This is a genomic window from Bradyrhizobium sp. Kon69, from assembly GCF_055807515.1.
In genome coordinates, this window is the sequence record NZ_JBVVOS010000432.1 from 1 (window position 1) to 257 (window position 257).

Below are 257 nucleotides of genomic sequence, written 5' to 3' on the forward strand. Positions count from 1 at the left end.
CGCGTGATCGAGGGCCTTGCATTGCTTGGCCAGGCGCTTCTGAATGCGCGAACGCAACCCCTTGAGCAACTTCTGATGCTGGGAGGCGCGAAGGAACCGTGGAAACGCATCGAGGATCAGCAGCAGGTGCGCCAGCTCAGGGCTCTGCGCCACCTGGCGATAGGCGTCCGGTTGCAGGCGCAGACGCCGATCAGCCGCGGCATCGTGACCTTGCCGATGCAAGTACGCCGCTGCGTGACCGTGAGGTGCTGGCGGCG

General features: G+C 65.4%; 1 protein-coding gene. It reads left to right on the top strand.

Annotation, left to right across the window (positions count from 1 at the left end):
- On the top strand, positions 1-257 hold a 257-nt coding region (locus AC0L3U_RS39690), incomplete at both ends, for a hypothetical protein (RefSeq protein ID WP_473365164.1).